General features: G+C 67.1%; 20 protein-coding genes, 1 tRNA gene and 1 pseudogene. 9 read left to right on the top strand and 13 right to left on the bottom strand.

Going from position 1 to position 25,373, the window contains the following annotated elements; genetic code table 11:
* The first annotated feature begins 97 nt into the window (after positions 1 to 97).
* The 3 genes from PA27867_RS02495 to PA27867_RS02505 all read left to right on the top strand — a co-directional run bounded on the left by PA27867_RS02495 (position 98) and on the right by PA27867_RS02505 (position 2,977).
* On the top strand, positions 98 to 664 hold the full coding sequence (locus tag PA27867_RS02495; RefSeq protein WP_066592758.1) for a hypothetical protein: 567 nt from the start codon (positions 98 to 100) through the stop codon (positions 662 to 664).
* A gap of 222 nt (positions 665 to 886) precedes the next feature.
* Positions 887 to 2,200 (top strand): UDP-glucose dehydrogenase family protein, encoded by a 1,314-nt coding sequence (locus tag PA27867_RS02500; protein ID WP_066592761.1) that lies wholly within the window; start codon positions 887 to 889, stop codon positions 2,198 to 2,200.
* Entirely contained in the window at positions 2,201 to 2,977 is a 777-nt protein-coding gene (locus PA27867_RS02505) for an HAD-IIB family hydrolase (RefSeq protein WP_066592763.1), read from the top strand.
* Between the two features lie 276 nt (positions 2,978 to 3,253).
* Here the strand turns inward: PA27867_RS02505 and PA27867_RS02510 are convergent.
* Both PA27867_RS02510 and PA27867_RS02515 read right to left on the bottom strand, forming a co-directional pair.
* Positions 3,254 to 4,150: pseudogene (locus PA27867_RS02510) on the bottom strand (UTP--glucose-1-phosphate uridylyltransferase).
* 75 nt (positions 4,151 to 4,225) lie between these two features.
* Complete coding sequence (locus tag PA27867_RS02515; protein ID WP_066592767.1) at positions 4,226 to 4,600, bottom strand: hypothetical protein; 375 nt, start codon at positions 4,598 to 4,600, stop codon at positions 4,226 to 4,228.
* A 353-nt stretch (positions 4,601 to 4,953) separates the two neighbouring features.
* On the opposite strand from PA27867_RS02515, the gene PA27867_RS02520 reads away from it, so the two are divergent.
* A complete protein-coding gene (locus tag PA27867_RS02520; protein ID WP_084020590.1) occupies positions 4,954 to 6,006 on the top strand; it encodes an LCP family protein in 1,053 nt (350 codons plus the stop codon).
* Here the strand turns inward: PA27867_RS02520 and PA27867_RS02525 are convergent, their stop codons facing one another.
* The 3 genes from PA27867_RS02525 to PA27867_RS02535 are packed head-to-tail and all read right to left on the bottom strand — an operon-like array spanning position 6,007 to position 8,991.
* A complete protein-coding gene (locus PA27867_RS02525) occupies positions 6,007 to 6,666 on the bottom strand; it encodes a DNA-binding response regulator (protein ID WP_066592770.1) in 660 nt (219 codons plus the stop codon).
* Positions 6,653 to 7,768: a hypothetical protein gene (locus PA27867_RS02530; protein WP_066592773.1), complete on the bottom strand. Its 1,116-nt coding sequence runs from the start codon at positions 7,766 to 7,768 to the stop codon at positions 6,653 to 6,655. Before PA27867_RS02530 ends, PA27867_RS02525 begins: the two co-directional genes overlap by 14 nt.
* 26 nt (positions 7,769 to 7,794) lie before the next feature.
* Positions 7,795 to 8,991: a sensor histidine kinase gene (locus tag PA27867_RS02535; protein WP_157109091.1), complete on the bottom strand. Its 1,197-nt coding sequence runs from the start codon at positions 8,989 to 8,991 to the stop codon at positions 7,795 to 7,797.
* Between the two features lie 307 nt (positions 8,992 to 9,298).
* On the opposite strand from PA27867_RS02535, the gene PA27867_RS02540 reads away from it, so the two are divergent.
* Positions 9,299 to 9,577, top strand: a complete 279-nt coding sequence (locus tag PA27867_RS02540; protein ID WP_157109092.1) for a hypothetical protein — start codon at positions 9,299 to 9,301, stop codon at positions 9,575 to 9,577.
* A gap of 20 nt (positions 9,578 to 9,597) precedes the next feature.
* Here the strand turns inward: PA27867_RS02540 and PA27867_RS02545 are convergent, their stop codons facing one another.
* The 6 genes from PA27867_RS02545 to PA27867_RS02570 all read right to left on the bottom strand — a co-directional run bounded on the left by PA27867_RS02545 (position 9,598) and on the right by PA27867_RS02570 (position 18,212).
* Positions 9,598 to 10,062 carry a VanZ family protein gene (locus PA27867_RS02545; RefSeq protein ID WP_066592782.1) on the bottom strand — a complete coding sequence of 155 codons (465 nt, stop codon included), beginning with the start codon at positions 10,060 to 10,062 and terminating at the stop codon, positions 9,598 to 9,600.
* A 116-nt stretch (positions 10,063 to 10,178) separates the two neighbouring features.
* Entirely contained in the window at positions 10,179 to 11,663 is a 1,485-nt protein-coding gene (locus PA27867_RS02550) for a DHA2 family efflux MFS transporter permease subunit (protein ID WP_066592785.1), read from the bottom strand.
* Between the two features lie 64 nt (positions 11,664 to 11,727).
* Positions 11,728 to 11,801: transfer RNA gene (locus PA27867_RS02555), tRNA-Pro, on the bottom strand.
* Between the two features lie 295 nt (positions 11,802 to 12,096).
* Positions 12,097 to 14,625: a transglycosylase domain-containing protein gene (locus tag PA27867_RS02560; protein WP_066592787.1), complete on the bottom strand. Its 2,529-nt coding sequence runs from the start codon at positions 14,623 to 14,625 to the stop codon at positions 12,097 to 12,099.
* A gap of 75 nt (positions 14,626 to 14,700) precedes the next feature.
* Positions 14,701 to 15,669: a metallophosphoesterase gene (locus PA27867_RS02565; RefSeq protein WP_066592789.1), complete on the bottom strand. Its 969-nt coding sequence runs from the start codon at positions 15,667 to 15,669 to the stop codon at positions 14,701 to 14,703.
* Positions 15,666 to 18,212: a transglycosylase domain-containing protein gene (locus PA27867_RS02570; RefSeq protein ID WP_066592791.1), complete on the bottom strand. Its 2,547-nt coding sequence runs from the start codon at positions 18,210 to 18,212 to the stop codon at positions 15,666 to 15,668. Before PA27867_RS02570 ends, PA27867_RS02565 begins: the two co-directional genes overlap by 4 nt.
* A gap of 50 nt (positions 18,213 to 18,262) precedes the next feature.
* Between PA27867_RS02570 and PA27867_RS20930 the strand changes: the two genes are divergently transcribed.
* Both PA27867_RS20930 and PA27867_RS02575 read left to right on the top strand, forming a co-directional pair.
* Positions 18,263 to 18,430, top strand: a complete 168-nt coding sequence (locus PA27867_RS20930) for a hypothetical protein (RefSeq protein WP_166793334.1) — start codon at positions 18,263 to 18,265, stop codon at positions 18,428 to 18,430.
* Positions 18,431 to 18,432: 2 nt separating this feature from the next.
* Complete coding sequence (locus tag PA27867_RS02575) at positions 18,433 to 18,903, top strand: RidA family protein (protein ID WP_066592794.1); 471 nt, start codon at positions 18,433 to 18,435, stop codon at positions 18,901 to 18,903.
* Positions 18,904 to 19,025: 122 nt separating this feature from the next.
* Here PA27867_RS02575 and PA27867_RS02580 read toward each other — a convergent pair whose 3' ends face one another.
* Together PA27867_RS02580 and acs are read right to left on the bottom strand one after the other, a co-directional pair.
* Complete coding sequence (locus tag PA27867_RS02580) at positions 19,026 to 20,435, bottom strand: acyltransferase family protein (protein ID WP_066592796.1); 1,410 nt, start codon at positions 20,433 to 20,435, stop codon at positions 19,026 to 19,028.
* A gap of 112 nt (positions 20,436 to 20,547) precedes the next feature.
* Positions 20,548 to 22,509 (bottom strand): acetate--CoA ligase, encoded by a 1,962-nt coding sequence (gene acs, locus PA27867_RS02585; protein WP_066592798.1) that lies wholly within the window; start codon positions 22,507 to 22,509, stop codon positions 20,548 to 20,550.
* A gap of 641 nt (positions 22,510 to 23,150) precedes the next feature.
* Between acs and PA27867_RS02590 the strand changes: the two genes are divergently transcribed.
* Together PA27867_RS02590 and PA27867_RS02595 are read left to right on the top strand one after the other, a co-directional pair.
* The gene (locus PA27867_RS02590) at positions 23,151 to 24,287 is read left to right on the top strand and encodes a TadA family conjugal transfer-associated ATPase (RefSeq protein WP_084020594.1); all 1,137 of its coding nucleotides are present in this window, start codon (positions 23,151 to 23,153) and stop codon (positions 24,285 to 24,287) included.
* A complete protein-coding gene (locus PA27867_RS02595) occupies positions 24,284 to 25,372 on the top strand; it encodes a type II secretion system F family protein (protein WP_084020596.1) in 1,089 nt (362 codons plus the stop codon). Before PA27867_RS02590 ends, PA27867_RS02595 begins: the two co-directional genes overlap by 4 nt.
* The last annotated feature ends 1 nt before the right edge of the window (position 25,373 follow it).

A 25,373-nucleotide genomic window follows, 5' to 3' on the forward strand; every position in this document is an offset into this window, starting at 1 on the left:
TCCCGTATGGTTGGGGCTAACCCCTTTTGGGGGACAGCTTCAATCGAAGCATCGCCAGTGTCGGCAAATTCATTGCACAACAGCAGGGGGTATTTCCATGTTCAAAAAGTCCTTCGCGGCGATCGCGCTCGCGGTCCTCGCAGTCTTCGCCGTCCCGGCCGCGGCTAACGCTGCCGGCTACGTGCCGGACGGCAATATCGTCGTCTCTGGAACAATCGCGCCGGGATCACCCGTCACGGTTTCGTTCACCCCGGGTTCCTTCACCCCGGGTGAGACAGTCTCCTTCACCCTCACCGGCGAAAACGCGACCGGTGCCACCCTCGCAACCTTCAAGTCGGTTGTGAACTCGCAGAGCCTCACGAAGACAGCTGCCGGCTCCGGAGCAGTTGCTGTCGCAGTCACACTGCCGACCAACGCGTCAGGTAGCTACACGACTACGGCAACCGGCCTTACCTCCGGCACCGTCGGCACCGCAAGCCTCACTGTTGCCGCAGCAGATTCCGCTGCTGGAACCGGCAGCGGAACCTCAACCGGTGGCGGACTCGCCAGCACCGGCTACAACGCTCCCATGCTCGCAATCTGGGGCGCAGCCGGCGCGCTGCTCCTCGGTGTTGCACTGGTCGTTGTGCTCGGCATCGTTCGCCGTCAGCGCGCAACCGCCTAACTACATCCCGTCACTCGCTACAGGCAACATCTTCCGACACTGTGTGAAGTTGCTAGGCAGGATGTAATTTGACAGAGAAGGCCCCGGACTCAGTCCGGGGCCTTTTCTTAAGAGCAATACTCAGTATCTGTACGGTGCCGCATCTGGCTCCGTCTCACCATCACTCGTCACCAGCCGGGCGTCAAGGCGCTGCCGGTAGGCTTTTCTTATGGGGATTCAACTGTGAAGATTTCTGTCATCGGCTGTGGCTACCTCGGCGCCGTGCACGCATCGGCCATGGCCGAGCTCGGCCATGAGGTTGTAGGCATTGACGTCGACCCGGCCAAGATCGAGGCTCTCTCGAACGGCCGAACCCCGTTCTTTGAGCCGGGTCTGCCGGAGGTGCTGACCTCGGCGATGGCCTCGGGCCGGTTGCGGTTCAGCACGGATATCGCGGATGCTGCCGGTGCTGCGGTGCACTTCGTGGCCGTGGGCACCCCGCAGAAGAAGGGCAGCTACGCCGCTGACCTCACCTACGTCGATGCAGCGGTCGATGCGTTACTCCCGCACCTCAGCGCCGGCGATCTCATCGTGGGGAAGAGCACCGTGCCCGTGGGCACGGCCGCACGTCTCGCGGCTGTGGTGGCAGCCTCGGGAACGGGTGCCGCTCTCGCCTGGAACCCTGAGTTCCTGCGTGAAGGCTTCGCAGTGCAGGACACCATCGCACCTGACCGCCTTGTCTACGGCGTTCCCGCCGGAGAAGCTGGCGAGCGGGCCGTCGCACAGCTGAACGAGGTCTACGCGTCCGCCATCGCGACCCAGACACCGCTCGTGGTCACCGACTACGCCACCGCAGAACTGGTCAAGGTGGCCGCGAACGCCTTCCTCGCCACCAAGATCAGCTTCATCAACGCCATGGCCGAGATCGCGGAGGTCTCCGGCGCCGACGTCACACAGCTCGCGGACGCCATCGGCTACGACACCAGAATCGGCCGCCGATTCCTGAACGCCGGCGTCGGCTTCGGTGGCGGCTGCCTGCCCAAGGACATCCGTGCTTTCACCGCTCGCGCCGAAGAGCTCGGCCGCGGCGAGTCCGTCGCCTTCCTCAAAGAGGTCGACTCGATCAACCTGCGTCGCCGGCAGCGGGTCGTCGACCTCACCGTGGCGGCCCTTGACCGCCCGGTGTACAACGCGAAGGTCGCCGTACTCGGCCTGAGCTTCAAGCCGCACTCCGACGACGTGCGCGACTCGCCGGCCCTCGACGTCGCTGTGCAGCTGCGCGGTCTCGGTGCTGATGTCGTCGCATCAGACCCTCAGGCGATCGAGAATTCTCGCGCCCGCCACCCGCAGCTGAGCTACGAGACCGACATCGAAACCACCCTCCGTGGCGCCTCCGCAGTCGTGCTGGTGACCGAATGGCCCGAGTTCAAGGACATTGACCCGGTTTGGGCTGCCACACTGGTAGAAACTCCCACCATCGTGGACGGGCGAAACACGCTCGACGCCGTCAAATGGCGTGCCGCCGGGTGGACTTACTACGGATTGGGCCGTCCCTAAATGGCAACACAGCACCCCCGTTTGGTCGCCTTCGACCTCGATGACACCCTCGCACCTTCTAAGTCACCGATCGATCCGCGCATGGCGGAGCTGCTCGTGCGGCTGCTCGGAGTGGCCGAGGTCTGCGTGATCTCGGGTGGCCAGTTCGCCCAGTTCACCATGCAGGTCATCGACAACCTGGTGGATGTCGACGCGGTCACCCTCACCCGTCTGCACCTGATGCCCACCTGTGGCACGCAGTACTACCGCAGCGAGGAAGGCACTTGGGTGCAGGTCTATGCCGAGAACCTCACTGACGATCAGAAGCAGCGCGCGCTGGCTGCGGTCGAGACCACAGCACGGGAGCTGGGTTACTGGGAGACAAAGACCTGGGGGCCGATCCTCGAGGACCGTGGATCACAGATCACCTTCTCGGCGCTCGGTCAGGCTGCGCCCGTCGCAGCAAAGACTCAGTGGGACGCCGATGGCGTCAAGAAGACGGCACTGCGCGAGGCCGTGCAGAGCCTGCTGCCTGACCTCGAGGTGCGCTCCGGTGGCTCCACCTCGGTGGACATTACCCGACGCGGCATCGACAAGGCTTACGGCATGACCCGGCTGGCGGAGCTCACCGGGATCCCGCTCGACGACATGCTGTTCGTCGGCGACCGGCTCGATGAGAACGGCAACGACTACCCAGTGAAGGCGTTGGGGGTCGACTGTGTGGCCGTTGAAGGCTGGGAAGACACCGCCGCGTTCTTGGAGACGCTCATTCCGGTTCTGCAGACCGTTTCACGCTAGCGATCGGCGGCTGCAGGACTTCTCGTTGGTCCTGTAGCCGTTCGTCCATTCGCGCGTACATCGCCTCCAAGGGGTCGCTGACCTCGCGCCTGAACCAACGCTTGATTGTTAGACGATCTGACGGCATGGCACATCCTCTTCGGGGAGCATGTTCTCAACGCGCCTGCGGGTGCGACGCGTCACTCCGGCCGGGTAAGAGCGAGGAGTGAGGCCAAGATAGCCCGAAAAGACCGGGGCGGCGACCCACGCCGCAGGCCCTCTTATGGGGCCAACGGCCTAGAAGTCAGCGGCCCCCACGAAGCTCTTCAGCCACGGACGCAGCTCAACACCGAGGTCATCCCGTTCCACCGCCAACTGCACGATGGCCTTGATGTAGTCGAGTCGGTCGCCAGTGTCATATCGTCGGCCGCGGAAGATGACGCCGTAGACCCCGCCGGTCTCGTCAGGAGTCACCGCCATCGTCTGTAACGCATCAGTGAGCTGGATCTCATTGCCTTTGCCCGGTGCGGTGTTCTCAAGCACCGTGAAGACGTCTGGGCGCAGCACGTAACGACCGATGACTGCCAAGTTCGAGGGCGCATCGCCCGTAGCGGGCTTCTCGACCAGACCGGTTATCCGCACTACGTCGGGGTCGTCCGTAGGCTCCACGGCGGCCGCACCTTAGAGATGGATGCTGGCCGGGTCCACTTCGAGCAACGCGACAATGCTGGTGTTGCGGGCGACCTGCTCGCTCAGCATCTTGTCGAGCAGGGGATCGCGCGGGTCGATCAGATCATCCCCAAGAAGCACAGCGAACGGTTCGTCGCCCACATGCATCTTGGCGCGCAGCACCGCGTGGCCGAGACCATTCGGGTCTCCCTGGCGAACGTAGTGCATATCGGCGAGGGTGGTGGAGTGGAGCACGGCCGCGAGGCGCCCGTGGTCGCCCTTCTTCTGGAGTACGTCTTCCAGTTCGGTCATGCGGTCGAAGTGATTCTCCAGCGCATTCTTGTTGCGGCCGGTGATCATGAGGACATCGGTGAGGCCGGCAGCCACCGCCTCCTCCACCACGTATTGGATGGCGGGCTTGTCGACCACCGGCAGCATCTCTTTGGGCATGGCCTTGGTCGCAGGTAGAGAACGCGTGCCCATGCCGGCGGCGGGAATGACAGCCTTGGTGATTGCGGGAGACATGGGCTCAGTTAGCCATACACAGATTACGCAGAGGTTTCTTCCAGATGGCGCTCCGGGTGCCCCCGACCGGGGGTGTTACTGGGACAGGTCTTCGGTGACGCGGGCGCTCTGGTCGGGGCAGCTCTTGGCCGCCGACTGCTCGAGAACACGGTGAGCGAGCTCGACCCGCGATTCCTCGGAGAGACCCTCGGTGGCATAGGTGGCGAGGACCTTGTCCACGGCCTCGTTCAGGTCGATGTCGGGGTGGTCGGCGAGGTTGGTGCAGACGACCTGGCTGTACAGATTCACCATGGTCTTCGTCTGCTTGTCGAGCAGCTGGGGTTCGGTGAGCGCCGTCGGCGTCGGCGTCGGCGTCGGCGTGGGCGTCGAGGTGGTGACCGGCTGTGCGGCGACGCATCCCGACAGCAGGATGACGCCGAGAAGAACGGTGGCGGGAGCTAGAAGGCGCATTCGGTGATCTTACCCACACTCGGGTGACAAAACGCCCGTGTGATCAGACCGGATCACATTGTCCGGATCGCGTAGAGGGCTAGTGCGGCCACAGCAACCGTGGCGATTGAGACGAAGATCACGCGGGCGGCAAGCATCCCGGCGCTGTGTTCGCGTCGTCGGTACCAGCGGCGAATCCGACGAGTCCGTCGGCGGATTCCCATGCGGCCAATCTAACTGACCGCGGCTTCGCGTGCACCCCGAATGTGGACCCCCAGTTCGGGTGTCGGTGAAAAGGGGGACACTAGCCCGGACTGAACCGGCGGTCTATGGTGTGCGCACCGCATCCCGACTGTTCCGCAGGAGGCAACCCGATGCCCACAGTGCCCGCAGTGCAACCCGCCCCGGTGCGACACGTAGCGGCGCCGCCCACCCGCCGGCGGGCCTGGCGCATCGTGTTCCTGATCTTCGGGGTGTTCGCCGTGGCAGTGTTCGCCGTGGCGGGAGTCACCGTCTTCAACCTCACCCGCAGTTTCGATGCGGTCGAGAAGATCCCGGATGCCTTCCCCGCCGAGAGCGTCGACCGGCCGCCGGTCTCCACGGGAGCCGCGGCCACGGCGCTGAACTTCCTGCTGCTCGGCTCGGACTCCCGCGGCGACAGCACCGGCTCGATCGCGAGCATCAGCGGGCAGCGCTCCGACACCATCGTGATCCTGCACATTCCCGCCGACCGCGCCGGCCTGTCGGTGATGTCGATTCCTCGCGACAGCTGGCTCGAGATCCCCGGGTACGGAGAAGCCAAGGTGAACGCCGCCCTGTCGTACGGCGGGGTGCCGCTGGCTGTACAGACCGTGGAGGGCCTGATCGGGGCGCGCATCGACCATGTAGCCGTGATCGACTTCGCCGGTTTCAAGGCCGTGACGGATGCGCTCGGCGGCGTCGACATCGACAATCCCATCGCCTTCGACTCGTACCATCTCGCCGGCCATGTCTTCCCGCAGGGTGTGCAACACCTCGACGGCACCGAGGCTCTGGCCTTTGTCCGGGAACGCTACGCCTTTACCGACGGTGACTTCCAGCGGGTGCGCAACCAGCAGTTGCTCATCCGGGCCCTGCTCAGCGGTCTCATGCACAAGTCCACCCTGACCGACCCGGGCACCATGGGGGCGGTTATCGGAGCCGTCACGCCCCACCTGGCGATCGACGACAAACTGTCCTCCGCCGATCTTGTGGCCCTCGGCGTGGAGCTGCGTGACGTGCGGGCCGACGACGTGGCGTTTTTCACCATCCCCACCGCCGGAACAGGAACCTCGGCCGACGGCCAGTCGATCGTGAACCTGGACTGGACGGCGCTGCCTGCGGTGCAGGAGGCCTTTCAATCGGACACCGTCGGTGCGATGGTTCAGCAGGCGCAAGCGGCCGGCTGACTAGTGCAGGTAGCCGTCTTCGGCGGCGCGGCGGATGAGGTCGCCTTTGCGGCTGGCCGGGCGGCCCACCTTGGCGTACTTCTCCCGCACCCGCCGGAGGTAGGTCTTGGCCGTTTCGTACTGCACGGCCATCTCACTGGCCACATCCTTGGTGCTGTGGCCGGCCGCGTAGAGGCGGAAGGCGGTCGCTTCGCCGGGGCTGAGGCTGGGGCTGGTGGGCCGGGGTCCGGCGCCCGAGCCGGGACGCGCGGGCGCGAAGGGACGTTGCGCTGATACCCGGCGCATGACCGCGCGGGCGGCGTCCATGATTGCGGCCATCGGCAGGTCTTTGGCGAGGTAGTCGGCGGCCCCGGCGAGCCGGGCACGCTCGCGCGCTTCACGGGTGTCGAGGCCGCTGATCACGATCACCTTGGCGCCGGCGGCGCGGCAGGTGCGCACCCGAGCCTCAATGGAGACCGGTTCGGTGATCTGGTAGTCGATGAGCACGAGGTCGGCGGGAAACTCCGCCCGGTGCACGAAGTCCGCCCAAGAGGTGGACGTGAGCACCAGGGTGAAATCCGGCGCATGTTCGGCGATCCAGGTGCCCATGCTGTCGAGCAGCAGCTCGTGGTCGTCGAGGAGGGCCAGCCGGATGGGCGGGGTGTCGTCACGCGTGGTCAAAGCTGAATCTCACAATCAATTGGTCGGCGGGGGTGCTCACGGTCACTTCGGAGAAGGCGACTCGAAGGACTGCTAAATCGGCGTTGCGCCGGCGGCGCGGGGGCCGGTAGGGCGCGCGGAAGCGCGCCCAGACCTCGCCCCGGCAGGTGCCGTCGGTGGCCCGGATGGAGATGGTGAAGCGATCGAGGCGGGGGGAGGCGCCCAGGCTGCTGATCAGCGTGCGCAGGGCGGCGCGCTGGGTTCCCGACATCATGGGCGCGCAGGCATCCGGGTCGTCGACCACTGGGGCGTGCACGCCGGTCGGGCCCGAGTCGACGGCGGCCTGCAGCCACGTTCGGTCCACTTCGTGAACCATCGCCGAACGGATGCGCGCCGCGATATCGCGGGCGGTGTCGCGGTCGGCCGCCGAGATGGAGTCCGCGTCGAGCACCCGGCGCAAGAAGGGGAAGGCCTCCCCGCTGAGCGCGTTGACCCGTTCGCGGTACATGACGCGTTCGATGTCGCTGAGGAGGGCCGGCTCGAGCGCAGCCGACGAGTAGCCGGCCTGGGCCTTCCAGCGCTCCGAGTTCGCCACCAGGATGCGTGAGTAGCAGGCTGCGGCCACGGATGCGGTCATGACTGGCAGCACCGCGGTGAGGACCAGAGCGCCGCCAGGTGCCCCGTGCAGAGGCATTGGTGCGGCAACGAGGGGCATCGTGGCCAGGGCGATGGCCGAGGTAGACAACAGTCCGGCCCCCAGAATCTCACGGGGAGGGCGATAGCGGCACATCGCCACGATGAGAAGGCTGAGGGCGATCGGGATCCAGGGCAGCCAGCGTGAGGCGGCGGACCCCTCGCTGCCGTTCGTGTAGAGCAGGTAGGCGGTGCAGGCGAGAACGTGCACGACCAGATGCGCCTGCGCCGTGAACGGGGCGCGCAACGGCGCGGTTTCCCTGGCCACGACGATTGTGGCAGTCGCCAGCAGCGCCACGGCCCAGACGCGCGGCTCCCAGGCGCCCGTCGCGGCGATGCTCAGGATCGTCAGACCCACGGACCAGGCCAGGGCCATTCCTGCCAGCGAGAGGGTGGCGACGCGGCTGTCCAGCGACAGTGCGGGGTCCATTTGCTGTTGGGTTCGTTCGAGGTCCTTCATGTCGCTGCTCCCGCGTTGTCCGCCGCGGGCGTGAACGGCACCCGGAGTACGACCGAGGTGCCGATGCCCGGGGAGGACCAGATGGCTGCGGTACCGCCGACGGCGCCGATCCGGGCCGTCACGGAGTTGCGCAGTCCGAGCCGGTCGGCGGGGATGCTGTCGGCATCGAACCCCGCCCCTCCATCGCTGATCATCACCATGAGTTCGCCGTCGGAGGGGAGCACGACCACTTCAACGGCGAGCACGCCCGAATGATCTTCCACGTTCTGCAGGCACTGCCGAACCGCGAGGCCCACGGCGGCGGACCGGGCCGCATCGAGCAGCAGCACGTCCGAGAGCCGGCCGGTCGTGGTGACGTCGACACCTCGTATCGTGGCATCGAGAATTGCCGCGTGCAACGGTGAGGTGTGCGGCATACCGGGCTGTGCGCCCGGCGGCGCCGGCGCGGTCTGCTGCACGAGCTCGTCCAGATCGGTGCGGATGGCGCTGCGCAGCGAGTCGTGCAGCGTGCCGGTCGCTGACGTCGCCAGCACCGCCAGGTGGTTCAGCACGGTGTCGTGCACGAGGGCGGCGTTCCGAACGGCGACGCGGTGTTGCAGGGCGGATTCGAGTTCCACCCGGGCCGCCCGGTTGAGCCGCTGTACCGACGTGGAATCATGGCGGTGAGCCCGCCAGACGAGCAGCAGCGCTCCGGTCGTCAAGACGAAGGTGAGCACGCCGGGCACGTCGAAGGTGAAGCGGTGACCCGCGTGAAAAATCGCCAGGCTCGAGGCCACGACAGCGGTTCCGAAGCCGGCGGCACACCACCGTAGTGCCGCACCGGGGCTCCGCCCGCTCCCGCCGATCAGGATCAGCGCCATCTTGGGCAGCGCCACCGTGATCACATTCGGTACGGGCCAGACCGGCACTTGCGAGGCGAATGTGCGGGAGTGGGCGTACACGGCCACTCCGCCGACCAACAGGAAGAACACGGTGCTGGGAGTCCCCGGCCAGCGAGCTTGCACCGCAAGCGCAACGGCCATGACCAGGGGAGCCACGATGGCGGGCCAGAAGTCCGCGTCAGGATCGTCGATCTGGAAGATCACGGCCATGAGGACGGCGCCACTGAGAATTACGGCTGTTGCAGCCCGGCTCGCCAGGGTGAGTCCATTGTCGAAATCGCGAGATTTCTCGGGCGACGCGGCAGCGATCACGCCTCACCCTCTCTGTGGATCTTGTCCCTCATGGGGTCGCGAAATGTCTTGTTTCCGTACCCCGTTACACCGAAGATCCAGAGTATTTCTCAGCCTTATCGGGGGTTTTCCGAGGACTTTTGTACCCCATTCGGGGCATCGTTACCGAACCGAGATATTTTCGATCTCGATCTGAAAAGTCTGCTATTTGCCGTGACCTAGCCTGAAAAACACCGGATGCGACGGGCTCATTTCAAAATCTACCTTGGATTGGTTTTGCCGCCGCACGTCGAATGCACCCGCTCCCCGAACCACCGAAGGATTTTTCGTGGCAAACATGCTCAACTCAGTACCGCCGGTCGTCATCGCCCGATTCGGCCACCGTCGGGCCAAGCCCCGCGTCATAAGCGTGTACGACCCGAAGCAGGGGTGGACCGACGACTATCGACGCCGCCTGGTGACCTGGGAGCTGGTGGAGGAACTCCGCGCCGCCGGCTTCACCCTCGTGGAGGCGAAGTGGAGGCGCACCATGCGACAGCTCAACCTGTTCCTCATCCCCGTCCCCGACGACTTCCCCACCCGGCGCAGCAACGCATCCACGCGCTGACCGCCCGCGGAAAGGCGCCGTCAGGCCCGGGCGAGAGCGGGGGAGCGTGAACCGATCGCGGCGAGCAGCACCAGCGCCAGAAGCGCACCGAGCAGGGCGCCGGATGTGTTGGCGATCACATCCATGATGGTGGCGTAGCGAGAGGGCAGGAAGATCAGCTGCCCGAGCTCGATGACGCTGCTGGCGGCGAAGCCCACCAGAACGGCCATCCACCAGCGTGCACTGCCGAGAAGGACCACTCCGAGCAGCCCTACCGGCACGAACAACGCAATGTTGGCGGTGAATTCCACGAGCCCGTAGTTGAACCACGTCGGCACGCCGTGCGCATGCAGGTGGGTCAGGACGGTCGTGATGGGGCGGTGCGCACCGCGGTCCACCGGGGTGGGCCAGAATGCGATGAGAGCAAGAGCCACCAGGTACGCAATCGAAAGTACGAGGGCTCCGCGCCGCAGGGCGTCAGGTGAGCGCCGACTGTCAGTGCTCATGCGACTCTCCCTCCTGTGGAACGGGAGAGGCCTCCGGCACGGTTCATCGCGGGAGGACATCACCGTCAACGGACCAAGAGACCAGACTAGCGAGCCGCGGCTGTGAGGCCAATGAGTCAGCGGCCGCCGGGTACCTCGACGCGTTTGGGAAGCAGGAACACCAGGAGCAGGGCGACCACGCTGAGCGCGGCGCTGACCGCCATCGCGAGGGTGGCGCTGTCGGTGAATCCGGTGGCCAACGCCTCGGGGCCGGGTCCGGCCACCACGAGGGTGCCGAAGAACACGCTGCCCACCACGGCGATACCCGCGGCGCTGCCCACACGCTGCATGACGCCCACGACACCGCTGGCCGCGCCGGCCTCGGTGCGGTCCACGGTGGCGACGATGAACGACACGTTCGGGGCGATGAAGGCCCCGCTGCCCAGGCCCGCGATGAACAGCGGCGGCAGCAGGAGCCAGTGAGTGAGATCGGCCGGGTCGGTGAGCAGCAGCACCAACCACACCCAGACGAGTCCAACGGTGACCAGGGCCACGCCCAACACCAGGACGGTGCGGCCCAGTCGCTGGGTGAGTCTGTTGCTCTGCGACGACGCGATTATCGAGCCGATCGCGAACGGGATGGAGACGAGACCGGACTCGAGTGCGGTGTGCCCGAGACCCGCCTGCCAGAGGATGGAGATGGTGAAGAAGATGCTGGTGAAGGCCGCGAAGTAGACCAGGGCCAGAATCACGCCGCCGGTGAAGGCCGGGTGGGAGAAAAGGTGGGGCGGCACAAGCGGGCTCTGGCCGGCTTTACTGACCCGCACCTCCCAGGCGCCGAACGCCACGATCAGCAGTGCGCCGGCGGCGAGTACGAGGTAGGTCCAGAGCGGCCAGCCGCGGTCCTGGCCTTCGATGAGGGGCACGAGCAGCGCAACAAGACCGGCCGAGACCAGCAGGAGGCCCACCCAGTCGATACGGGAGGACGCGGCGGCGCCCGGGGCGGATGCGGTGCCGGTTCCGGACGGCAGCAGAATGGCGGCCGCGATGAGCGCAACGATGCCGATGGGCAGGTTCACCCAGAACACCAGGCGCCAGCCGTTCTCCACCCCGAAGGCCTCGATGATCAGTCCGCCCACGATCGGGCCGAGCGCGGTGGACACGCCGATGACCGAACCCATGATGGCGAACGCCTTGCCGCGGAATCGCGGCGGGAACATCAGCTGGATGACGGCCGTGACCGCGGGCACGAACATGCCGCCGGCGAGTCCCTGCAGCACCCGGGCCACGATGAGCTGCAGCTCGTTCTGGGCCAGGCCGCACGCGAGGCTGGCCACAGTGAAGAGGGCCAGACCGGTGAAGAAGACCCACTTGTGGCCGATGCGGTCACCGATGCGGCCGGCCGGGATGAGCGCCAGGCCGAAGGCCAGAGCGTATCCGGAGATGATCCAGGAGAGGGTTGCCTCCGACGCGGTGAGGCTGGTCTGGATGCTGGGCAGCGCGACGTTGACGATCGTGGTGTCGAGCAGGGCCATGAACATGCCGGCGAGCAGCACGATGAGCGCCTGCCAGGCACGGCGGGAAACCACAGGGGCCGGCGACGCGAGGGGGGAGTCAGACATGGGGGGCCTTCCGGGCGCAGAGGAACAGAAAAACCCCCACTCGTGAGAGTGGGGGTTTCTTCTGTCGGGGTAACAGGATTTGAACCTGCGACCTCGTCGTCCCGAACGACGCGCGCTACCAAGCTGCGCCATACCCCGATGGCCCTGTAGGCCTCGTCAAGTATAACCCCATCGGCTCGGCGGGTTTCGACCAGCCGGTTTCGCCAGGCTCAACCACTGTGGACACGATCGCGCGGCGGCCTGCGTGGTCTCGACAAGCTCGACCCCCGATGGGTCGCGACCCGCACGGCGCTAGACCGGTGCTGGGCCGCGACCAATACGGTGGTCGAGCTTGTCGAGACCCGCACAGGCGACGCCGCGCGTTGGTTTCGGCAGGCTGGTTTCGACAGGCTCAACCACCGTGAGTGCGGTGGTCGAGCTTGTCGAGACCTTGCTACTGCTTGCCCACGACCACGATCACTGTGCCGCCCGGAATGGCGGGGGAGCCCGCCACCGGGTTCATCACCGTTACTCTGCCCACCTGGGCAGGGTCGGTGACCGTGTCTTCGAGAACCTGCACGCCGAAGCCGCTCAGCGATCCCTTGGCCTGATCCAGTGTCTGGCCCACCACATTCGGCAGCAGCACCTGGGATCCGTTGCTGGTGTACGCGGTGATGATCGATCCGATGCTGGCGGAACCGCCGCCAGCCGGGTCGGTGCGGGCCACCATGCCGGCGGGTAGCTCGGAGTCGGTGATGCCGCCGTCGGCGAAGCCGAAGCCGGCGCTCTCGATCTTGCTCTTGGCGTCGCCCATGCTCAGACCACGCACGTCGGGAACGGAGACCTGGGCGCCGCGGATAACGTTGCCCGAGGCGGCCTCGAAGTCGTCTCCGCCGTATTTCTCGTTGGCGGCGCTCATGATCACCGGCCAGATACGGTGTCGGGCCGTGGCGGCCTCCCTGCCGTACAAATCGGCGTCGTCGTCACGTTGGTTCTGAAAGCCCTTGACGTTCACGACACCGACGACCGTGGCGACCTTAGTGCTTGCCCCACTCATCCAGGTGGCGAGAGCATCGTCAGTGGTGCCGGTCTTGCCGATCATCGGCACCCGCGGGGAGGTGTTTCGGTAGGACTGTGTGGCCGACCCCTCGCTCATCACCCGTTGCATGGCATAGGCCATTCCGGCGGCGACGGCCGGCTCCACCGATTCGGTGCAAGTGGACGCCGGTGGGGTGATCTCCGTTCCATCGGCACCGACGATCCGGTCGATCACGATGGGGGAGCAGGTGGTGCCCTTGTTGGCAATACCCGCGAAGGCCACGGCCATGTTCAACGGTGCCACCTCGTTGGTGCCCAGCACCGATGAGGGGGTTTTGCTCAGCGGGTCGCCGTCCGCCCGCACGACGCCGAAGGATGTTGCCATGTCACGGATCTTGCAGAGGTCCAAGCGCTTCGCCATGCCCATGAACCCGGTATTGATGGAATCGATGGTCGACTTCAGGGCGGTGTAGTTTGTGCCGCTTTCGTTGCCGTCATTGCGAGGGTTGTACGACCCGGCGGACTGCGGTCCGTCGCAGTAGTCCTGGAAGGTGCCCCAGTTGGACTTGCGGGCCGAATCGACTCGTTCGCCCAGCGCGTGGCCTTCCTTGAGCCACTCGGCCAGCGTGAAGACCTTGTAGGTGGAGCCAGGCTGGAAGCCCGTCGAGCCACCCTCGTTGTAGTTGGTGTTGTAGTTGATGCCGGTGTACTCCGGGCCGGGGGCCTCCTCCAGCTGGGTGTACTTCTTGTTCTGCGCCATCGCGATCACCCGGCCGGTGCCCACCTGCACGCTCGTGGCCACGGCGCCGACGTCCCAAGAAGCCGTCATGGGTACCTGGGCGTTGATGGCGTCCTCCGACGCCAGCTGCAGGTCGAGGTCGAGGGTGGTGTAGATCTGGTAACCGCCGCGACGGAAGTTGAGCATCCGCGTGTCTTCGTCGGCGCCGAAGGTGGGATCGCTGCGCAGCACGTGGGTGACGTAGTTGCAGAAGAAGCCAGCGCCGCCGGCGGTCTGGCAACCGGTGGAGGGCTCGGTGATCTGCGGTTCGATGGGGCTGGCGACTGCGGCCGCATAGTCGTCCGCGCTGATCTTTTTGTACTTGAGCATCTCCCGCAGGATGTAGTCCCGGCGGTCCTTGTTCGCGGCGTAGCCATTTGCGGTGCCGTTCGTCTCGCTCTCGGGCCGGTCCAGGCGGAACTTCTCCGGGTTGTTCACGATGGCGATGAGGCTGGCGGCCTGCGGAAGGTTGAGAGTGGCTGCGCTGGCGTTGTAGTAGTACCGGGCGGCGGATTCGATGCCGTACACGGTTCCGCCGAAGCCGGTGATATTGAGGTAGCCCTGCAGGATCTGGTCCTTGCTGTACTGCTTCTCCACGCCGATCGCGAGGCGCATCTCCTTGAGCTTGCGCTCGGGGCTGGTCTTGGTGGCGTCATCGAAGCAGGCATCCAACTTGGCCTGATCGGTCATGATCTCGCACTTCTGCACAAGAACGTTCTTCACGTACTGCTGGGTGACCGAGGACCCACCGGACACATCGCCACTGGGGGTGAGGGTCGACAGGGCGCCGCGGATGGTGCCCTGCAGGTCCACGCCGCCGTGCTCGCGGAACCGGGGGTCTTCACCGGCGACGACGGCATCGAGCACGAACGGGCTCATCGATTCGATGCCCACCTCGACGCGGTTCTGGTCGTAGAACGACGCGAGCGGATACGGGTTGCCATCGTTCTGCACCGCGTAGATCGTGCTCACCTGCGAGAGTTCCTCGATCGCCAGGTAGTTGGGCAGGTTCTCGAAGGCGTTGATGGTGCTCGTGGTGGCCATGCTCGAAATCGCCAGTGCCGGTGTGATGGCCACGGTGACCAGCAACCCGGCGACCGCGCTCATTGCGACCAGTCCGAGAAGCCCGCCGAGCGCGCCACCGAATGTACGTTTGTTTTCCCCCATAAGCGTGAGCCTATGCCAGAACGGCCTGATCCCGCCGTCGGAGGGGGGCCCCAGCTTGGGGGTCGAGGGGCGGAATTACGCGGCGGTGAGGGTGAGCATGGTCGCTTCGGGCGGGCACGCGAAGCGCACCGGTGCATAGATCGAAGTGCCCAGTCCCGCCGAAACATTGAGGTACGAGGTGCGCAGGCCCACGTTCCACAGGCTCAGGCCCTTGACCTGGCGGCGCGGAATATCACAATTGGTTACCAATGCCCCGTACTTGGGTATGCACACCTGTCCGCCGTGGGTGTGACCGGCCAAAATCAGCTGCGCGCCGTGGTTCACAAACGAGTTCAGCACCCGCTGGTAGGGCGCGTGCACCACTCCCACGGTGAGGGTCGAGCGTGGGCCGGTCGGCTCTTCGGGGTCAGGCCAGGTCTCCTCGGTGAGCGGGTCGTTGCCGCGCAGCTCGTCGATGGCGCCGGTGATGAGGTCGAGACGGTCCCGGCGGATGTGCGGGTCGTCCACACCGAAGAACTCGAGGTGGGTGCCGTTGATGTCGAGCGCATCCGCCGCGTTGTTCAGGTCGATCCAGCCGAGCTCCGCAAAGACCCGGTGCAGGTCGTCGGTGTCGAGCTCGATGTGGCGGGCGCGCAGCATCGATGGGCCGCCGAAGTACTTGAGCGGGTTCTTCGGCTGCGGGCCGAAGAAGTCGTTCGACCCGTTCACGAAAATGCCCGGGATGCCCGCGAACGGCTCCAGCGCGTACTCCACGCCGGCGATGCCGTCTTCGTGGCCCAGGTTGTCGCCCGTGTTGACGACGAGGTCGGGCTTGAGGGCCGCGAGGCCCCGCACCCAGTCCTGCTTGTCGCGCTGCCACGGAGCCATGTGCAGGTCGGAGAGGTGCAGTACCCGGATCGGGTCGGAGCCGGGCGCGAGCACGGGAACCGTGACCTCGCGCAGAGTGAACCGACGTCGTTCAACGAGGGACCCCCACGCGAACGCGGCCAGACCGGCCGCGGTCACGGCGGCGGCCGACGCGACGATGGCGCGTCCGGCGCTCAACCCGCAGCCCCCATCTTGCCGACCACGATGGTTACGGTTCCGCCCTTGGTCGCCGGGGTACCGGCGGCGGGGCTCATCGAGAGCACCTTGTTGTTCTGCGTCGGGTCGGTGACGGCCTGGTCGGTGGTCACCACGCCGAAGCCGTTCAGCGTGGCCTTGGCCTGGTCGGCAGTCTGGCCCACGACATCGGGAATGAGAACCTGGTTGCCGTTGCTGGAGTACACCGTGATGGTGGCTCCCACGCTGGCGTTGGAGCCGTTACCGGGGTCGGTGCGTGCCACGGTGCCGGCCGGCAGCTCGGAGTCGGTCACGCCGCCGTCGAGGAACTCGAAGCCGGCGCCCTCGATGGCGCTCTTGGCATCCGCCATCGACTTGCCGCGCACATCGGGAACGGCCACCTGAGCGCCCTGGATGACGTTGTTCGAGGCTTCGTCGAAGTTGTCTCCACCGTACTTGGCGTTGGCGACGCCCATGATGTCCGGCCACATGCGGTGTCGGGCGGTCGCGGCGGATCCGCTCTCGAAGTTGTACTTGCTCGCACGCTGGTTGGCGTCGCCGGTAACGCTCACGACGCCGACCACGGTGGCGACCTTGCTGCTGGCACCGCTCATCCAGGTGTCCTTGGCGCCGTCGGTGGTACCGGTTTTGCCGATCATCGGTACCCGCGGGGAGGTGGAGTTGTAGGACTGCGTCGCCGAGCCCTCCGTGAGCACGCGCTTCATGGCGTACGCCATGCCGGCGGCCACGGACGGCTCAACCGACTGGTTGCAGGTGGACGCGGGCGGCGGGATCTCGGTGTCGTCGGGGCCGACGATGCGGTCGATGACCACGGCAGAGCAGGTAGTGCCCTTGTTGGCGATGCCGGCGAAGGCCACCGCCATGCTCAGTGGTGCGATCTCGTTGGTTCCGAGCACCGAGGAGGCGCCCTTCTCGAGCTCGTCGCCGTCGGCACGGTGCACGCCGAATGCCTCGGCGGTGTCGCGGATCTTGCAGAGATCGAGCTTCTTGGCCATGCCGAGGAAGCCCGTGTTGATCGAGTTGATGGTCGACTGCAGGGCGCTGTAGTTGGTGCCGGACTCGTTGGCGTCGTTCTTGGGGTTGTAGCCCGGGAACGTCTGCGGTCCGCTGCAGTAGTCCTGGAAGGTGCCCCAGTCGGACTTCCGAGCCGAGTCGACCCGCTCGTTGAGGGCGTGGCCTTCCTTCAGCCATTCCGCGAGGGTGAAGACCTTGTAGGTGGAGCCGGGCTGGAAGCCGGCGGAGCCGCCCTGGTTCTTGTCGGTGTTGTAGTTGATGCTCGTGTACTGCGCGCCCTGGTTGAGAACATCAGGGTCCTGGCTGTAGATCTTGTTCTGCGCCATGGCGAGAACCCGGCCGGTACCCACCTGGACGCTGGTGGCAACGGCACCCACGTCCCAACCGTCGAAGGTCTCCGGCACGTTTTCGGAGATCGTGTCTTCGGCCGCCTGCTGCAGGTCGAGGTCGAGCGTGGTGTAGATGTCGTAGCCGCCGCGACGGAAGTTCGTCATGCGGGTGTCTTCGTCTTCACCGAACGTGGGGTCGGTCTTGAGGATCTGGGTGACGTAGTCACAGAAGTAGGCGCTGCCACCGGCGGTCTGGCATCCGGTGCTCGGCTCGGTGATGCTGGGCTCGATCGGCGCGGCGATGGCGGCGTCGTAGTCTTCCTGGCTGACCTTCTTGTACTTGAGCATCTCGCCGAGGATGTAATCGCGGCGTTGCTTGTTGTCCGCGTAGCCGCTGGCGGCACCGTTGGTCTCGCTGTCGGGCCGGTCGAGACGGAACTTCTCCGGGTTGTTCACGATGGCGATGAGGCTGGCCGACTGGGAGAGCGTGAGGTTGGCTGCGCTGGTGTTGAAGTAGTAGCTGGAGGCGGCCTCGATGCCGTACACGCTGCCACCGAACAGGGTGATGTTGAGGTAGCCCTGCAGAATCTCGGGCTTGGTGTATTCCTTCTCCACGCCGATGGCCAGGCGCATCTCCTTGAGCTTGCGCTCAGGAGTCGTGGCGGTGGCCTCGTCGTAGCAGGCGTCGAGCTCGTCCTGGTCGGTGAGGACCTCGCACTTCTGCACGAGAACGTTCTTGACGTACTGCTGGGTGATGGAGGAGCCACCCTGGGTGCCGCCGCCGGTGACCGTGGACAGGGCGCCGCGGATGGTGCCCTGCAGGTCGACTCCGCCGTGTTCGTAGAAGCGCGGGTCCTCGCCGGACACCGCGGCATCCTGGACGAACTGGCTCATGCTCGCCAGCGGAACCTCGACGCGGTTCTGGTCGTAAAAGGACGCGAGAGCGTAGGGGGCGCCGTTGTCCTGCACCGCATAGATGGTGCTCTTCTGGGACAGCTGGTCGACCCGGAGGTAGTTGGGCAGACTCTCGAACACGTTGATCGTGTTGGTGGTGGTCATGCCCGTCACGGCCAGGGCGGGGGTCACGGCGACAGTAACCAGAACGCCGGCGACGGCGCTCATTCCGATAATGCCGAGGAGACCGCCGAGCGCTCCACTAACCGTACGTTTTTTGGCAGACATACAATTGAGCGTAAGGGACAATTCTGAAAAACAGCCTGAATCGGAGCCGCATGACTGCCTGGGAGTACCTCACCACCCCGCTGATGATCCACAACACTGCCGCGATCCTCAACAACTGGGGATCGGAAGGCTGGGAGCTCGTGCAGGTCGTCACCGGCCCCGAGGGTGGACTCGTCGCCTATCTCAAGCGTCCGGTCGCCGGCGCAGAAGGAGCATGACAATGTCACAGGTAGAAGCTCGCCTCGCCGAGCTGGGAATCGAACTGCCGTCGGTCGTTCCGCCGGTCGCCTCTTACGTGCCCGCCGTCGTGAGCGGCTCGCTGGTGTTCACCTCCGGCCAGCTGCCGATGGTCTCCGGCGCTCTGCCCGCCACCGGCAAGGTCGGCGACGGCCACGGCCTTGTGCCGGCCGCTGACGCCAAGGAGTACGCCCGGCAGTGTGCGCTCAACGCGCTTGCCGCCATCCAGAGTGTGATCGGTTCGCTCGACCGCATCACCCAGGTGGTCAAGGTCACCGGTTTCGTCGCATCCGCCCCCGACTTCACCGGCCAGCCCGGCGTCGTGAACGGGGCCTCCGACGTGCTCGGCGAGATCTTCGGCACCATCGGCGTGCACTCCCGCTCCGCCGTGGGCGTGGCCGTGCTGCCGATGGACTCGCCCGTCGAGGTGGAGCTCATCGTCTCCTTCGCCTAACCCGCCACTTCAGGGCATCGTCGGTCGAGCTTGTCGAGACCCACCGGGATCTCGACAGGTTCGATCCTCGACAGGCTCGATCAACGTGTCGCCGGGTCTGTCTCGATCAGCGCGCCGCGGGTTTATGAGGCGGAGGCGGCTTCGGGGCGCGGATGGCTGGCCGAGAACGCCGCGCCGGCACGGGTAGCCAGCGCCTGTGCGGGAAGTTCCACCCAGCGGTACATCAGCTGTGCGAGTACCAGGCTCAGCGGCACCGAGATGAGCGCACCCCACCACCAGTGCTCCGGGCCGAAGAGCTGCGCGAAGGTGACCACCACGGGGAAGTGCACGAGGTACAGGCTGAAGCTGATGGCGCCGAGCCAGCCGAGCAGCCGGCCGCTGAGTAGCCGTTGCACCGGCGGCCACAGGGCCACGGTGGCGACGATGAGCACGGCTCCCGGCACCCGCAACGCCAGAGCCAGGGAGTTCCACGGCTCGCTGAGCAGTGGACGCGCCAGCCAGTAGCCGATGAGCAGCGCCGGCCCCAGCACCGCGATCAGGCTCCACACGAGCGTGCCGCCTGGCCGCTTCAGCAGGCGGGCCGAACGGGCCTGCAAGGTGGACAGGTTGGCGGCGATGAGCGCGCCGAGGCCGAAAGCCGGGAGGTACATCAGCGGCTCGGCGCCGAGGAGATACCCGATGGTGGAGACGCCGAGCATGACCGCAACCCAGGCCAGCGTCCACCGCCGGGTGGCCACGGCCAGGATCACTCCCACCGGCAGCAGCAGCGAGAACCACATCTCCCAGGCCAGCGACCACAACGGCGGGTTGACGTCGGGGCGGCCGGTGAACCCCACGATGCTGGCCTCGCGCAGCAGATTGCCGATGCCGAGGTCGGGGCTGCCCTGCTTCGCCATCCAGGCGCCTTCGTTGCCCGTGATCGTGCGGGGCACTAGGAGGATCCAGACCGCGGCCAGCGCCACCGAGACGATGACCGGGATGGACAGGCGGATGATGCGGCGCGGGTAGTAGGCCAGCCAGTCGTAGCCGTGGACCGGCGCGATAGTCGGGGCCGTGGCCTCGGTCGGCGGGCTGTCGACCGTGGCGACAGGCGCGACCGAGCCGGTGTCGCCCGGTGTTGCGGCATCCGGTGTTGTGCTGTCGGGGGCCGAGATGTCCCGGGCGGTCGCGTCCAGTGCGGCGGTGTCGGGGGCCATGGCCTCGGTGCCGTCGGCGCTGCCGGTGCGCGCTCCTGCGGCGCCCCGGGTCGGACGCGGAGTCCACGGCCAGCGGCCCAGCGGGGACAGCACCAGCACGAAGCCGCTGAGCACGAAGAACACCAGCACGAACTCCGGGCCGGCGAAGAAGATTTTCAGGGGGGAGAGGGTGGCCCACCAGCCCGTGGAGAAGATCGCCACATTCGCGCTCGACGAGTACGCGGCCGAGACCGACGGGGCGGTCATCGACACGTGGTGCACGAGCACAACGACGGCCGCGACGCCCCGCAGGGCGTCAAGGGCGACGAGACGGGTGCGGGGTTCGGCGGCAGACATCCGCTTCACGCTAGAGCCCCTTCGTGAACGTTTCCTCCATGCACACCCGCGAGCCGTGAGCTAGACCGGTCCCGGGCCCCGGGACGGTGCTGAACTCACGGCTCGCGAGGGGTCAGCGCATGCTGTCGGTGATGATCTGCATGATCGAGGTGTCGGCGAGGGTGGTGGTGTCCCCGATCTCACGGCCCTCGGCCACGTCGCGCAACAGGCGCCGCATGATCTTGCCCGAGCGGGTCTTCGGCAGCTCGTTCACGATGTGGATCTCCCGCGGCCGGGCGATCGCTCCGATCTGCAGCGTCACGTGTGCGCGGAGGATCGCGCTGATGTCGGCGTGGCTCGCCGCATCCGTCTGGCTGTACTTGATGATCACGAAAGCGACCACCGCCTGCCCGGTGGTCTCGTCGTGCGCACCCACCACCGCGGCCTCGGCCACCGTGGCGTGCGCCACCAGCGACGACTCGATCTCGGCCGTGGACAGCCGGTGCCCCGACACGTTCATCACGTCGTCGACCCTGCCGAGCAGCCAGATGTCGCCATCACGGTCGAGCCGGGCGCCGTCGCCGGCGAAGTACAGCGGGCCGTTCGGCGCATCCTGGAATTTCTCCCAGTACGTCTCGATGAATCGCTCCGGGTCGCCCCAGATGCCGCGCAGCATCGACGGCCACGGTTCGGTGACCACGAGCAGGCCGCCGTTGCCATGCCCGACATGGTGGCCGTCTTCGCCGATCACATCGATGGAGATGCCCGGGATCGCGACCTGCGCCGCGCCGGGCTTCGTCTCGGTGATGCCGGGCAGGGCGCTGATCATGATCGCGCCGGTCTCGGTCTGCCACCAGGTGTCGACCACAGGGGTGAGCTGGTTGCCGATCACCTCGCGGTACCACATCCAGGCCTCGGGGTTGATCGGCTCGCCCACCGATCCGAGCAGGCGCAGGCTGGTCAGGTCGAATTTCTGCGGTTCCTGCCGACCGATCTTCATGAAGGTGCGGATGGCGGTGGGCGCGGTGTAGAGGATGCTCACCTGGTACTTCGCGATGATCTCCCACCAGCGCCCAGGGTGCGGGGTGTCGGGGGTGCCCTCGTAGAGCACCTGGGTGGCCCCGTTGGCCAGCGGCCCGTAGACCACGTAGCTGTGCCCGGTGATCCAGCCCACATCGGCCGTGCACCAGAAGACGTCTTTCTCCGGCTTGAGGTCGAAGACGTTCTTGTGGGTGAAGGCCACCTGGGTGAGGTAGCCGCCGCTGGTGTGCAGGATTCCCTTGGGCTTGCCCGTGGTGCCCGAGGTGTAGAGGATGAACAGCGGGTTCTCGGCGGGGAACGGCTGCGCCTCGTGCTCGGCGTCGACGGCGGCGAGCTCTTCGTGCCACCACTTGTCGCGTTCGTTCCATTCCACGCCGCCGCCGGTGCGTTCCACGACGAGAACGGTGTGCACCGAGGAGTCGCCGCTGGCCAGGGCGGCGTCCACTGCGGGCTTGAGCGGGGTGGCCCGACCCTTGCGGTAGCCGCCGTCGGCGGTGATCACGACCACGGCCTCGGCGTCGTCGATGCGGGAGCGCAGGCTCTCGGCGCTGAAGCCGCCGAAGATCACCGAGTGCACGGCGCCGATGCGGGCGACGGCGAGCATCGCCACGACGGCTTCCGGGATCATCGGCAGGTAGATGGCCACCCGGTCGCCGGCGCGCACCCCGAGGCCGAGGAGCACGTTCGCGGCGCGCTTGACCTCGTCGGTGAGCTGCGCGTAGGTGATCGAGCGGGAATCGCCCGGCTCGCCCTCCCAGTGCAGCGCCACCCGATCGCCATTGCCGGACAGCACGTGCCGGTCGAGGCAGTTGTAGGCCACATTGAGCTCGCCGTCGTCGAACCACTTCGCGAACGGCGGGTTGGTCCAGTCCAGCGTGCGGGTGAACGGCTTGTGCCAGTGCAACAGTTCGCGGGACTGGTCGGCCCAGAAACCGAGCCGATCTGCTGCCGCATCCGCGTAGAGAGCCTCAGTGGCCACCGATTGGGCGGCGAACTCTGGAGAGGGCGGGAATCGGCGGGACTCATGGAGAAGATGGTCGATTTGCACGCTCATGATGGTTCGCTCCTTTGCGAGTTCAGGCAGTGTCGAGGCGCCGGGGCGACCTCATCCCTGAACCCTACACGGCCCGCGCAACACGCTCGAGGGCATTTCTCGGCGAAAGAACCACCGAATTTCTGCCCGGGATACATTCGGAAAACCCTTCTCACGTGGCTTTCTTTTCATGTCCTCATTTAGGGGGACCCAGGGGACTTGCGCATCTGGTTTTCCCAAGTATGCTTGAGCTTGTCTGAACGAAAGTTTTGACCTGTGGTGCGCTTGGTTCCCCCCAATCAGCGCACTGCCGAGGCGGCACCTGTTCCCCCCAATAGGTGCCGCCCCCCTCTTTTTAACGGCGCGCCCGTGTCTCTCAACGACACGCCCGCGCTTTCCCCCGCACGGCTCGCGCGCCCCACTGCGAATCGTGCACCTGCGTGACCAGCTGTACCGCTTCATCGCTGTATCGGCCCCCTCCAGGCACACCTGTTGCCCGGCCGGACTTCTGAGCCCCCGCACGCCGGGCGCAGTCGTCCGACCGGGCAACACGTGTCTCTCCACCCGGGCGCTGCTCCTCCACAGCCGGGTGCCGACCACGCCTCTGCACAACAGCGGATGGCTCCCCTCCCGCCGGCCACCCAAGGCCGTAGCGTGCTCGAATGCCAGAGCCCTTCGTCGCCGTGCCCTCCTACCTGAGCCGGCCCAGCCCCGTGACCGTCAGCACAGCCCCGCATCCGGCCGCGGCTGGGGGAGACCCCGCCCGTGACCGGCCGGACGCGCAGCCAGGTCGCGCCCACGGGATGGTGGATGCGGCGCCGGGCCGGGCCCTCGACCCCATGCCGCCCGTGCTCACCCGCGCCGATGTGTCGGTGCTCGGGCCGCTCGCACCCTTCGCCCGCGACGGCGCCGTCACCGATCTGTTCGTCAACGGGGAGGCCGGCCTCTGGCGCGACGCCGGTCACGGCCTGGTGGCCGCGCCGGACTGGCACAGCGACGAGCGCGGCATCCGGGACCTCGCCGTGCGGCTGATCGCGCTCGGCGGGCGCCATATCGATGAGGCCAGCCCCTGCGTGGATGTGCGTCTGGCCGACGGCATCCGCGTGCACGCCGTGCTGCCCCCGGTCTCGAGCACGGGCACCCTGCTCTCCATCCGTTTGCCGCGGGTGCACCGCCTCAGCCTCGACGCCCTGGCCGCCGCCGGCATGTTCGGTGCCGGTGAGGCCGCGGCCGCCCAGCTCGGCCGGCTGCGCGCCGCGGTGCTCGACCGGCAGAATCTGCTCGTCACCGGAGCGGCCGGCAGCGGCAAGACCACCCTGCTGGCCGCCCTGCTGGCCGAGGCTCCGGCCGACGAACGCATTGTGGCCATCGAAGACGTCGCCGAGCTACGCATCGACCACCCGCACGTCGTGGGCCTGGAGTCACGGCAGGCCAACCTTGAAGGGGCCGGCCGGATCGGACTGGAGAGCCTGCTGCGGGAAGCGCTGCGGATGCGGCCGGACCGGTTGGTGCTCGGCGAGTGCCGTGGCGCCGAGATCCGCGAGCTGCTCGGCGCCCTCAACACCGGGCACGATGGTGGGGCCGGCACCCTGCACGCCAACTCCCTGGGAGACGTGCCCGCCCGGCTCGAGGCGCTCGGCGCGCTCGCCGGGATGAGTCCGGCCGCCGTGGCACGGCAGACCGTGAGCGCCATCGGCCTGGTGCTGCATCTCGAACGCCGCGGCGGCACCCGCCGGCTCGCCCAGGTGGGCCGGTTCGTTCTCGACGCAGCCGAACGCCTGAGTGCGGTAGAGGCATGACCAGGCGTGCGGCGGCGGCCAACCCGATCGATGAGGTCGCCCGGATCGCCGAACGCCTGGCCGTGCTGCTCGCGGCCGGAGTCTCGCCGGTCTCCGCCTGGGACTACCTCGTGCCACCTGCCGGCGTCGACCCGCCGCAGCGGCCGTCCCGCGGCATCCTGATGCTCCGCGCCCTCGGCCGCAGAACCGCGCCCCGCCACGGGCCACCCGGCCGCACACCCGTCGGGCGGTTTGGCCGGTGGTTGGGCCGGGCGCCGGTCGACGCCGGCTCCCGCGCCGTGCTGCTGGCCGCCGCGCGGGCGGCGCACGCCGGCGAGAGCGTGTCCGAGGCGATCGCCCACGAGGCGCGGCAACTGCCCACCCAGCCGGCGGATGCCTGGCGGGCGCTCGCCGCCGCCTGGGAGGTCGCGACGCAGGCCGGTGCCCCCTTGGCCGGCTGTCTGCGCGACCTGGCCGGCGCGTTCCGTGACCTGGGCCAGCTGCACCGCGACCTGGCGGTGGCGTTGACCGGACCCCGGGCCACCGCCCGGATGGTGCTGGTGCTGCCGCTGGTAGCGCTGCTGTTCGGCGCGCTGCTGGGCTTCGACACCGTGCACACTCTGTTCTTCACCGGCCCGGGCCTGGGGTGCCTTGCCGCGGGCTTGCTGCTCATGCTGGGTGCGTCCCGGTGGAACCGGGCTCTCGTCGCAACGGCCGGGGCCCAATTGACGGCTCCCGGCCTTGAGCTGGACCTCACCGCCATCGGGATGGCCGGAGGAGGCTCCATCGACCGGGCGCGCGATATGGCACGGCAGAGCGCCGAACGGTTCGGTCTTCGCCCGGTTCACACGGAGATCGCGGCCGACACGGTGATCGAGCGGGTGCTCGAACTTTCGGCGAGAGCGGGCATCCCGGCCGGTGAACTGCTGCGCAGCGAGGCCGACCAGGCCCGCCGGGATGCCCGCAGCGCCGGCCGGCAGCGCGGCGAATCGCTCGGCGTCGCCCTGATGATCCCGCTCGGGGTGTGCGTGCTGCCGGCCTTCATGCTCGTGGGCGTGGCGCCGCTCCTGCTCAGTGTGCTCTCCTCCACACTCACCGGCTTTTAGC

The sequence above is a fragment of the Cryobacterium arcticum genome (assembly GCF_001679725.1).
GTDB lineage: Bacteria > Actinomycetota > Actinomycetes > Actinomycetales > Microbacteriaceae > Cryobacterium > Cryobacterium arcticum_A.

Coding starts and splice junctions, on each gene's coding strand:
- PA27867_RS02495 (WP_066592758.1), top strand. CDS start 98: ATGTTCAAAAAGTCCTTCGCGGCGATCGCGCTCGCGGTCCTCGCAGTC.
- PA27867_RS02505 (WP_066592763.1), top strand. CDS start 2,201: ATGGCAACACAGCACCCCCGTTTGGTCGCCTTCGACCTCGATGACACC.
- PA27867_RS02515 (WP_066592767.1), bottom strand. CDS start 4,600: ATGCGCCTTCTAGCTCCCGCCACCGTTCTTCTCGGCGTCATCCTGCTG.
- PA27867_RS02520 (WP_084020590.1), top strand. CDS start 4,954: ATGCCCACAGTGCCCGCAGTGCAACCCGCCCCGGTGCGACACGTAGCG.
- PA27867_RS02530 (WP_066592773.1), bottom strand. CDS start 7,768: ATGGACCCCGCACTGTCGCTGGACAGCCGCGTCGCCACCCTCTCGCTG.
- PA27867_RS02545 (WP_066592782.1), bottom strand. CDS start 10,062: ATGAGCACTGACAGTCGGCGCTCACCTGACGCCCTGCGGCGCGGAGCC.
- PA27867_RS02550 (WP_066592785.1), bottom strand. CDS start 11,663: ATGTCTGACTCCCCCCTCGCGTCGCCGGCCCCTGTGGTTTCCCGCCGT.
- PA27867_RS02560 (WP_066592787.1), bottom strand. CDS start 14,625: ATGGGGGAAAACAAACGTACATTCGGTGGCGCGCTCGGCGGGCTTCTC.
- PA27867_RS02570 (WP_066592791.1), bottom strand. CDS start 18,212: ATGTCTGCCAAAAAACGTACGGTTAGTGGAGCGCTCGGCGGTCTCCTC.
- PA27867_RS20930 (WP_166793334.1), top strand. CDS start 18,263: ATGACTGCCTGGGAGTACCTCACCACCCCGCTGATGATCCACAACACT.
- PA27867_RS02575 (WP_066592794.1), top strand. CDS start 18,433: ATGTCACAGGTAGAAGCTCGCCTCGCCGAGCTGGGAATCGAACTGCCG.
- PA27867_RS02580 (WP_066592796.1), bottom strand. CDS start 20,435: ATGTCTGCCGCCGAACCCCGCACCCGTCTCGTCGCCCTTGACGCCCTG.
- acs (WP_066592798.1), bottom strand. CDS start 22,509: ATGAGCGTGCAAATCGACCATCTTCTCCATGAGTCCCGCCGATTCCCG.
- PA27867_RS02590 (WP_084020594.1), top strand. CDS start 23,151: ATGCCAGAGCCCTTCGTCGCCGTGCCCTCCTACCTGAGCCGGCCCAGC.
- PA27867_RS02595 (WP_084020596.1), top strand. CDS start 24,284: ATGACCAGGCGTGCGGCGGCGGCCAACCCGATCGATGAGGTCGCCCGG.